This is a genomic window from Caldisericum insulae (assembly GCF_047785965.1).
Lineage (GTDB): Bacteria > Caldisericota > Caldisericia > Caldisericales > Caldisericaceae > Caldisericum > Caldisericum exile_A.
Genome location: NZ_JBLOBF010000004.1, coordinates 107949 through 116851, shown reverse-complemented (window position 1 = coordinate 116851; position 8903 = coordinate 107949). Strand labels below are relative to the sequence as shown.

10 protein-coding genes are annotated in these 8903 nt (G+C 34.7%); 5 read left to right on the top strand and 5 right to left on the bottom strand.

The genetic code is table 11. The features are described 5' to 3' along the window. Positions 1-296 precede the first annotated feature (296 nt). Positions 297-938, top strand: a complete 642-nt coding sequence (locus tag ACMV0E_RS04375) for a thiamine diphosphokinase (RefSeq protein WP_416085152.1) — start codon at positions 297-299, stop codon at positions 936-938. Here ACMV0E_RS04375 and ACMV0E_RS04370 read toward each other — a convergent pair whose 3' ends face one another. The 5 genes from ACMV0E_RS04370 to miaA all read right to left on the bottom strand — a co-directional run bounded on the left by ACMV0E_RS04370 (position 939) and on the right by miaA (position 5965). Next, on the bottom strand, positions 939-2213 hold the full coding sequence (locus ACMV0E_RS04370; RefSeq protein ID WP_416085151.1) for an amidohydrolase: 1275 nt from the start codon (positions 2211-2213) through the stop codon (positions 939-941). It lies immediately after the preceding gene. Then, positions 2210-3142, bottom strand: coding sequence for a spermine/spermidine synthase domain-containing protein (locus ACMV0E_RS04365; protein ID WP_416085150.1), 933 nt, complete (start codon positions 3140-3142; stop codon positions 2210-2212). Before ACMV0E_RS04365 ends, ACMV0E_RS04370 begins: the two co-directional genes overlap by 4 nt. After that, entirely contained in the window at positions 3114-3533 is a 420-nt protein-coding gene (gene speD / locus ACMV0E_RS04360; protein ID WP_416085149.1) for an adenosylmethionine decarboxylase, read from the bottom strand. The genes ACMV0E_RS04365 and speD overlap by 29 nt, the downstream gene beginning before the upstream one ends. 307 nt (positions 3534-3840) lie before the next feature. Then, entirely contained in the window at positions 3841-5067 is a 1227-nt protein-coding gene (locus ACMV0E_RS04355) for a methionine gamma-lyase family protein (RefSeq protein WP_416085148.1), read from the bottom strand. Further along, positions 5057-5965 (bottom strand): tRNA (adenosine(37)-N6)-dimethylallyltransferase MiaA, encoded by a 909-nt coding sequence (gene miaA, locus ACMV0E_RS04350; protein ID WP_416085147.1) that lies wholly within the window; start codon positions 5963-5965, stop codon positions 5057-5059. Before miaA ends, ACMV0E_RS04355 begins: the two co-directional genes overlap by 11 nt. Before the next feature lie 111 nt (positions 5966-6076). Between miaA and ACMV0E_RS04345 the strand changes: the two genes are divergently transcribed. From ACMV0E_RS04345 to scpB, 4 genes are read left to right on the top strand one after another with little or no spacing between them, the layout of a single operon-like run. Then, positions 6077-6715: a site-2 protease family protein gene (locus ACMV0E_RS04345; protein WP_416085146.1), complete on the top strand. Its 639-nt coding sequence runs from the start codon at positions 6077-6079 to the stop codon at positions 6713-6715. 15 nt (positions 6716-6730) lie between these two features. Beyond that, positions 6731-7708: a tryptophan--tRNA ligase gene (trpS, locus tag ACMV0E_RS04340; RefSeq protein WP_416085145.1), complete on the top strand. Its 978-nt coding sequence runs from the start codon at positions 6731-6733 to the stop codon at positions 7706-7708. After that, positions 7705-8331 (top strand): segregation/condensation protein A, encoded by a 627-nt coding sequence (locus tag ACMV0E_RS04335; RefSeq protein WP_416085144.1) that lies wholly within the window; start codon positions 7705-7707, stop codon positions 8329-8331. The genes trpS and ACMV0E_RS04335 overlap by 4 nt, the downstream gene beginning before the upstream one ends. After that, positions 8300-8791, top strand: coding sequence for an SMC-Scp complex subunit ScpB (gene scpB / locus ACMV0E_RS04330; RefSeq protein WP_416085143.1), 492 nt, complete (start codon positions 8300-8302; stop codon positions 8789-8791). The genes ACMV0E_RS04335 and scpB overlap by 32 nt, the downstream gene beginning before the upstream one ends. Positions 8792-8903 lie beyond the last annotated feature (112 nt).

The window sequence follows — 8903 nt, the reverse complement described above, 5'->3', positions numbered from 1 at the left end:
CGCCTATAAGGAATTGAAACAGTTCATCCCCTATGTCCCCTTTCTTGTTTCGAACCTAACCTGAGCGATTCTCCAAATTTTTCATATATAATCAAAAACTTGCAATTTTTTCAAAAAAGTACTAACATTTTTTAGAGGGATAAAAAATCGCTCATTTTAGATCGATAAAAATTGTATTTGAAATATTATCCATGAATTTAAACATTCGAAAGAGGTCTTTATCTGCGTTTCTTTTTGTAGCAAAAATATAGATAAGTTTGCGCTAACGAAATTTATTTTAACTGTATAATATTAGTGTGAAAAGGTGTTTGCTTGTTGGAAATGGCATGAAAAATCCACCGCAGTTTTTAAGAGACCTTGCAAAGAGTGTAGATTTTGTCATAGGCATTGATGCTGGCGCTGAAACACTTCTCGAATCTGGCGTAAAGGTTGATCTTGCAATTGGGGACTTCGATTCATTAAAAAATAAGGAGCTACTCAAAAGAATCAATCACCTTGAATATCCAAAGGAAAAAGACTATTCAGACACAGAAATCGCAGTAACGCACGCGCTTTCTCTTGGATATGATGAAATCATACTCACAAATATGCTTGGCGGCAGAACCGACCATCTTCTATTTAATCTTTCGATTCTCTACAGAATATTTAAAGAAGGAAAATCGGGAAAGTTCCTTGAGAATAAAGAGGAGATTTACATATTTGATAAAAGTATAGAAATTAAAACCGATATTAACGACATAGTTTCGATATTCCCATTATTAGGAAAAATATTATTTAAAGATTCAAAAGGTTTATATTATCCTCTTAAAGGAAAAAGTGTTGAATTGGGTGAAACCTTGACTCTAAGCAATTATGCACTTTCAAATTCAATTTACGTTGAGATTGAAAATGGTGTTGCAATCTTGATTTTAAAGAGAATAAGACCAAAATATTCGTAATTATTTTTGAATGAGTTTGCTTAAAAGATTCTTAAACTCTTTCTTTACAACTTCCTCATCAACAGTAAGAATTTTTCTATTTTCCATTATGATTTCGCCGTTAATAATAACTGTATTGACACTATCTGGATACATCGAATAAATCACGTTTGAGTGTGGTGAATGCATCGGCACCATCTCGGGCAAATCCTTTCTTACAAGAATTAAATCAGCCTTGAAACCTTCTTTTAATACACCAACATCATTAAAACCGAGTGCCTTTGCGCCATTCACTGTAAGTATATCAAACGCATCAGTTACGCTTAGTTTTCTTGGGTTTCTGGAGATACCTTTTGCAAGGAGGCTTACAATTCTCACTGCTTCAAGCACTGATAAGTTGTTATTTGATGCAACGCCATCTGTGCCAACAGCAAGCTTAAGGCCAGCATCGATAAATCTATCAATAGGCGCAAGTCCTGATCCAAGTTTCATATTACTTTCAGGGTTTAAAGATACCCAAACACCATTTTTCTTGAGAGTCTTTATGTCATTTTCACTTACCCAAACACAATGAGCAGCAACCACAAATTCATTTAGAAAGCCAATTGAAGCAAGATATTCAATAGGAGTTCTTGTGTATGATTTCATGTAATCAATAACTTCTTTTTCTGTTTCATGTAAATGGACTTGCACCACAGAACCAACTTTCTTCTGAAGTTCTTTTGTATATTTTAGAAGCTCCTGACTTACCGTATATGGAGCATGTGGTGCAAGGCTAATTAGGATTTTTTCATCTTTTCCTGAAAGTTCTCTAAATTTTCTCTCAACTTCTTCGATTATAACCTTATCCATGAAAGGCTTTGAGGCATATGCAATACCAATATTTCCACGCATACCAATCTCAGAAAGTGCCCTTAATGTCGCCTGTGGATGGTAGTAGAAATCTGCAACAGTAGTTGTACCTGTTTTTATTGATTCAATTGCTGCAAGAAGTGTGCCAAAATAAACCATATCGTATGTTAGGTGATCTTCAAGAGGGAAAATATATTTGTAGAGCCAATCTTGTAAAGTGACATCCTCTGCATAACCTCGCATAAAGGTCATTGCAAGATGGGAATGAGTATTTACAAACCCAGGCATTGCAATTAAATTACTCCCATCAATTACTTTTGAGTAGTTGTTCTCTTTGGCATTGTCACCAATAAATGAAATCTTTGAGTCCTTAATTACAATATCAACAGATTCCTTGTAAGTCTTTGAATCTAAAATTGCAGAAACATTTTTTATAAGAATCATAGGTTTTCTTTTCTTTCGAGAGGAATGTAGTTTGAATCTGTAATAATTTCTTTTTCGCTATCTATTAGTTTTCGGATATCTTTTGGCAGATTAAAGAGCGCAATATGGGTTTCACCATCATAAAAACGCAAATCTCCTTCAATCTGCTCTTTAATCATGTAGTCAATCTCTTCCCTTGTGAATGCCTTGGGATCGTTTTTCTTCGATGCAATTATAAAGCCCCATGTAGTATCAAACGCAGGTACATAGGCAAAATAGCTTCTAACGATCGGGAAAATCTGCTTAAGAGTATTTCTAATAATTGCATGCATTTTATAATTTGTAACCCTCAAAAGGGATGCCTGCAATACAAAAACACCATTTTCTTTAAGTCTATCAAAGATAGTTTTATAAAATTCAACTGAATAGAGCTTGTATGAAGGACCACCTTCATAAGGTTCGGTTAGATCACTTATAAATACATCAACTGAATTATTTGAAAGATTGCTTTCTACAAATGCTCTTGCATCGGTATTAATAAGGGTTGATCTTGGATCGTCAAATGCGCCCTGATGCCACTCTTTCATGTATTCTTTTGCAATGTCAGTTGCGTCCTTATCAATATCAACCATTATTGCTTTTGTTACACTTTTATGTTTCAAAATTTCCCTTAAAGTTGAACCTTCTCCACCGCCAAGGATAACAACAACCTTTGGTAATTGAGCAGTTAACAATGCAGGATGCACAAGCGATTCGTGGTAGATATATTCATCTATAAGAGAGGATTGAACATCTCCGTCAATAATAAGCATCTTCCCAAAGGTAGGACTCTCTACCACTTGGATAAGCTGGTAGGGAGTCCTCACCTCATAAATAATCTTTCTGACGCCATGAAGATGTTCTTCTGCACCCCCAAACCTGTCATGGAAGTAAAGATAATTCTTTTCCATAAACCTTTGTTCTTACTGAACGAATTTTGTGCAGGTACTTCCCTTCGCGTTCCTCTCCACGGGAAACTTCTGTTGTCTGAACGTATTTTGCTTTGAGATGTTCTGCAACATACTCACAGGCAACCTTAGGATCGATGTCTCCGCATGTGTAAAAATCCAACGCAGCATAGCCATATTCAGGCCACGTGTGGATTGAGAGGTGAGATTCGGAAATTACCACCACCCCACTAACTCCCTGAGGAGTAAAATGGTGAAATGCAACGTTCAAAACTGTTGCATTAGCTTTCTGTGCCGCTTCTACAAGAAGCGACCTTAGGTAATTCAAATCATTTAGGAGCTCTGGATTGCAACCAGATGCATCCATAATAATGTGTTTACCTTCTGTGCGCATTTCAGCCACCCCCTTCCAAAGAATTAGTGACAGCCACCCTGCTTAACGAGGGGCTTCCTGCCTGCGCAGGCATAACATCCGACCAGTCCAGCCGTAGGGTTTCTTAAAGGAGTTGTCCTTCTCCTTTTAAATTTCCTGCGTTCCCACTCTTTAAGCAAGAGTGTTTTTTGCAGGGAGGTGGTAAGGTTTATAACCTTATCGGTGTATTTATATCAAAAATTGTAAAAAATGCAATAGTTTTTATGCAATTTCTTTAAGATTTTTTTAAGCCAAAATTTTGTCAATAAAATTAGTAATCAAGCCATTTTTATTTTTTAGAAATTTTTAAGACTTCTTGTAGTGCATATAAACTCGCAAATTTTGTGTGTTCGTAGTATATACCACCTTGAAGATAACCAATGTAAGGTGGAACAATCGGTGCATCACATGATAATTCTATTGAAGAACCCTGCACAAAGGTACCAGCAGCCATAATAACTTTATTTCCATAGCCTGGAAGTGGCGCAGACTCAATTTCTGCGTCAGAATCAATTGGTGAAAAACGTTGAATAGACTGCGCAAATTTTATAAGCAGTTCCTCACTTCCAAACTTTATTGCCTGCACTATATCGGTTCTCTTTTCAAAGTATCTAGGCTTCACTTCAAATCCATAATCTTCAAAGATTTTTGAAGCAAATATTACACCTTTTAAAGCATTTGAAACCACAAGTGGAGCAAAGTAAATCCCCTGAAGAATATTTCGAGTAAGCCCAAGCATTGGACCGATTTCTTTCCCAACACCTGGTGCAGTAAGTCTTGTTGAGATTTTTTGGATAAGATCCTTTTTCCCAACAATATATCCCCCTGTTATTGCAATTCCACCACCTACATTTTTGATTAAAGACCCAACAACAACATCAGCGCCAACATCACCAGGTTCCCTGTCTTCCACAAATTCACCATAACAATTATCAACCATAATAATTGTTTGAGGATTAATTGATTTTACAATCTTTATTGCATTTTCAAGTTCATCTATTGTTATCGAATCAGTAAAAGTATACCCTTTAGATCTCTGAAAGACTAAAACTTTTGCATTCTTTACGAGATTCTCATCAAAACCATTTCTAAAATTAAATTCACCGTATTTAACACTAGACTCTTTAAGCGAGCCTTCAACTTCACGAATCCCTATAATGCCTTCGCCTGTTTCGTAGGGTTTACCGCTTGCATAGACAAGCAAATCGCCTGGTCTTAAAAGTCCAAAAAGAGTTATAGAAATTGCATGAGTCCCAGAAATAATTTGAGGACGAACAAGTGCATCTTCGCCACCAAAAATTCTTGCAAAAACTGCCTCAGTCTTTTCACGACCAATATCATTATAGCCATAACCAGAAGTGTAGTTTAAATCAGAATCGTGGAGTTTTACATTTTGAAAAGCATCAAGAACCTTTAAAAAATTTTTTTCTCGAATTAAATCTACCTTTTCAAAGTGCTCTTTAAGTGATAGTTCTGAAGTTTTTCCTAATTCTATAAAGCGGTCCTCAATCATCATTTACAAAATCACCTACCAATCTTTTAATTTCATTTATGATTAGTTGAATATCTGTTGAGTCAAACCACAAAACATCCTTCTCTTTTTTGAACCATGTGATCTGCCTTTTTGCAAGATGTCGCGTGTTTTTCTTAATAAGTTCAATCGCTTCATCAAATGTGATTTGTCCCTCAAGATAATCAAGAATTTCCTTATATCCTATTGCTTGCCTTGCTGTTTTTGACCATTGAGCATACTTCTCTTTTAAACTCTTAACTTCTTCTACAAAACCAAGTTCAATCATTTTATCCACACGTTTTTCTATGTCTCTATAGAGAATTTCCCTGGGCTTTATAAGACCAATTTTTAAGAACCTAAACTTAACTGAAGGATTTTTTACTTCCGAAATTTTCTTGCCCGTCTTTTTGTAGTATTCAATTATTCTTATGAGGCGTTTTTTATCAAAAACTCTTGAAGCTGCATCAAAGTCTATACTTTCTGCAAGTTTTTTTATCTCATCTAAAGATTTCCCTTCAAGTTCTCTTCGCAAATCGATATCGGGAGATGGAGATTCCTCGACTGGAAAATTCTCAGTAATTGCTCTTATGTAGAGCCCAGAGCCCCCAACAATAAGAGGAATCTTTTTATTCTTGTAAATTTCTTGGACTAATTTCAAAAATTCCCTTTTGTATTGCCCAACACTATAATTTTGAGATACATCAATTATGTCTATAAAGTGGTGTGGAATTTTTTCTCTTATTTCTTTCGATACCTTTGCAGTGCCTATGTCCATACCCTTATAAAACTGCATTGAGTCAGCAGATACAATCTCAAGAGGAAAATCCTTAACAAGTTCTAAGGCAATATCACTTTTATGGGTTGCTGTTGGCCCAAGAATAACAACTATTTTTTCTTCCATACTTTACTATTTTAGCAAGATTTTTAAATAAAACATCAAAAATTTTAAAAATAGCGTTTCATGTGTATAATTGTTGAGTATAGAGTAAAATGCTTTAAGGAGATGATAGAGATGAATTACATAAATCAATATATAAGTGAATTGTTGTATGTGATACCTGCCGTATTGATTGTTCTTACGATACATGAGTTTGGACATGCCTATGTTGCTTACAAAATGGGAGATACCACAGCAAAAGAAGAGGGAAGACTATCTTTAAATCCACTAAGGCATATTGATCCAATAGGGCTACTTTCACTTGTTATTTTTAGATTTGGCTGGGGAAAACCTGTTCCTGTTGATTTTACTGCATTAAGAAACCTCAGAAAAGGAATGATTTTTGTCTCTCTTGCAGGGCCTCTTGCAAATCTTATTACAGCATTTTTACTTGCACCGCTTTTTAACTGGATGAGCGTTAACCCAATAGTACTTACAGGCTTTGGATATTTCGTTGAACTTGCAAGGTATATTATTGTATTAAGTATATACCTTGCAATATTTAACCTTATTCCTATTCCACCGCTTGATGGTTCAAAAATAATATTCGCCCTTACAAAAAATCCCCTTAGATTTCTCTACGATGATGCGTTAAATTACTATGGGATAATTTTCCTTGTTATTATTATTTCAATTCCATTTTTTAGATTTAATTATTTCTTTTCTAAGGCAGTTTCACCCATAATAAATCTTATTGGAAAAATCCATTTTTAAAGTAGGAGGAGAATAATGGATGTTGTAGTTACAGGAATGCGTTCAACAGGAGAGCTCCACATAGGGCACCTTGTAGGTGTTATTGACAACCTTAAAAAGCTTCAAGAAACTTATAAAAGTTATTTCTTCATTGCAGATTTGCATGTACTCACAACAAACTACGAGCACACAGAAGATTTCAAGAAAAATAGGATTGCAGTAATGCTTGATTGGCTTGCCGCAGGTATTGATCCAAAAAAGGCTACACTTTTTATTCAATCGAAAGTCCCAGCACATACTTACTTACACTTACTTCTTTCAATGATCGTTCCAATTTCGTGGCTTGAGAGAAATCCAACAGTAAAAGAGATGATTAAAGACCTTGACCTTAAGGAAAACGCATCCTATGGACTGCTTGGTTATCCTGTTCTTATGGCATCAGATATTATTCTATATAAAGCTAAGTATGTTCCCGTGGGTAAAGATCAACTGCCGCACCTTGAAATGACAAGAGAAATCGTAAGAAGATTTAATTATCTTTATGGTGAGCTCTTTGTCGAACCACAGGCACTTCTTACAGAGTTTCCGTATGTGCCAGGCATTGATGGTAAAAAGATGTCAAAGAGTCTTGAAAATGATATAAAGATTGCAGATACAGAGGAGGACACAACAAAGAAAATAATGAGAGCAATTACTGATCCTGAAAAGATAAGATTACATGACAAAGGACACCCTGAGGTGTGCAATGTATTCACATACCACAAGATTTTTAATAAAGCTGAAGTAAACGATATTGAGAGAGATTGTAGATCTGGAGCACTTGGTTGTGTTGCATGCAAAAAGAATCTTGCAAATAAATTGAACGAATATTTAAGACCAATTCGACAAAAACGAGAGGAACTTAAAAAAGAGATCGACAAAGTCGAGGATGTCTTCGAAGAAGGTTCCAAGAATGCATCTTATGTGGCAAATGCAACACTTGATGAAGCACTAACAAAGATGAATCTAAAATGAGCCTTGAGGAGATTGTTTACGAAGCAAAACGAAACAAGAATTCCCTTTTAAGTATTTCAATTTTGGAGTTGGTCTCAAATGAGCTTCAAAGGATTGACAATTTTGAATTAAGTGAAAAAATTTTGCTCTTGGCAACTCTTCTTGAGTTAAAATCAGAACTTCTATTGTATCTTTTGGGACTAAAGGAACAGGGAAAGAAAACTCTTCATGAAGAAAACATTGACGATATTATTGAAGTACTCGAAAAATCCGTTGAAAAAACTGTAATCAGAAGAACATTTGTTGAAAAGGTATCATCAAATGAAATCCCAATTTCTCGTCTTGAAAAAATTGTGAAAGAAGTGCTTCAAAGAGAAAAATATTATGAAAATAAAACTATTTCTGTTGAGCAAGTTTCCGTAGCTTACATTATTGAAAAACTAAAAGAAAAGCTCACCCAGTTTATAGAGATTGATTTTAGAAAACTTATTGAAGAGTGCAATTCTAAAATAGAGGTCATTGCAACATTTCTTGCGGTGCTTATACTTGCAAAAAACAACTTTTTGAAGATATTACAAGAAGATCATTTTTCACCGATCATTTTGAGGCTCAATGAAGAGGGAAGAATACCTTTACGCAATTGAATCGATTTTATTTGTGTCTGTAAAACCGGTTAGTATTGACAAGATTGCATCAATTATTGGACTAGATAAAAGAAGTATTCTTGAACTTCTTTCAGAACTTGAAAATAACCTCAAGGAAACTGGTATAAATCTTGCATTTGAAAAAAATAAAGTTCGAATGATACCGAATGCAAAATATAGAAGATTTTTTGAGAAATTCATCAAGAAGAAAAAGATAACTCTATCAAAAAACTTAATAGAGGTTATAGGGTTAATTCTTAAAAAGAAGAGAACAAAAGATGAAATTGATAAAATTCGAGGCGTAAACAGCGCAAGAGTTATAAACGAGCTTCTAAAGTTAGGCTATATAGAAAAGGAATTTTTTGAAGGAAAAATCTATTACAAGGTTACCGATAAATTTATCGAAACTCTTCCCGAAGATATTCGAGAAAATTTAGAATCAAAACTATTCAAGTTATAACTATAATTTTCAGCCTAAAAGACCTATTTTTCATTTAAAAATTACATCCAATGAACTAAATATTAAAAGTCCTCTGTCGCTACGATCATTCAAAATAAGAAACACAAGTCAA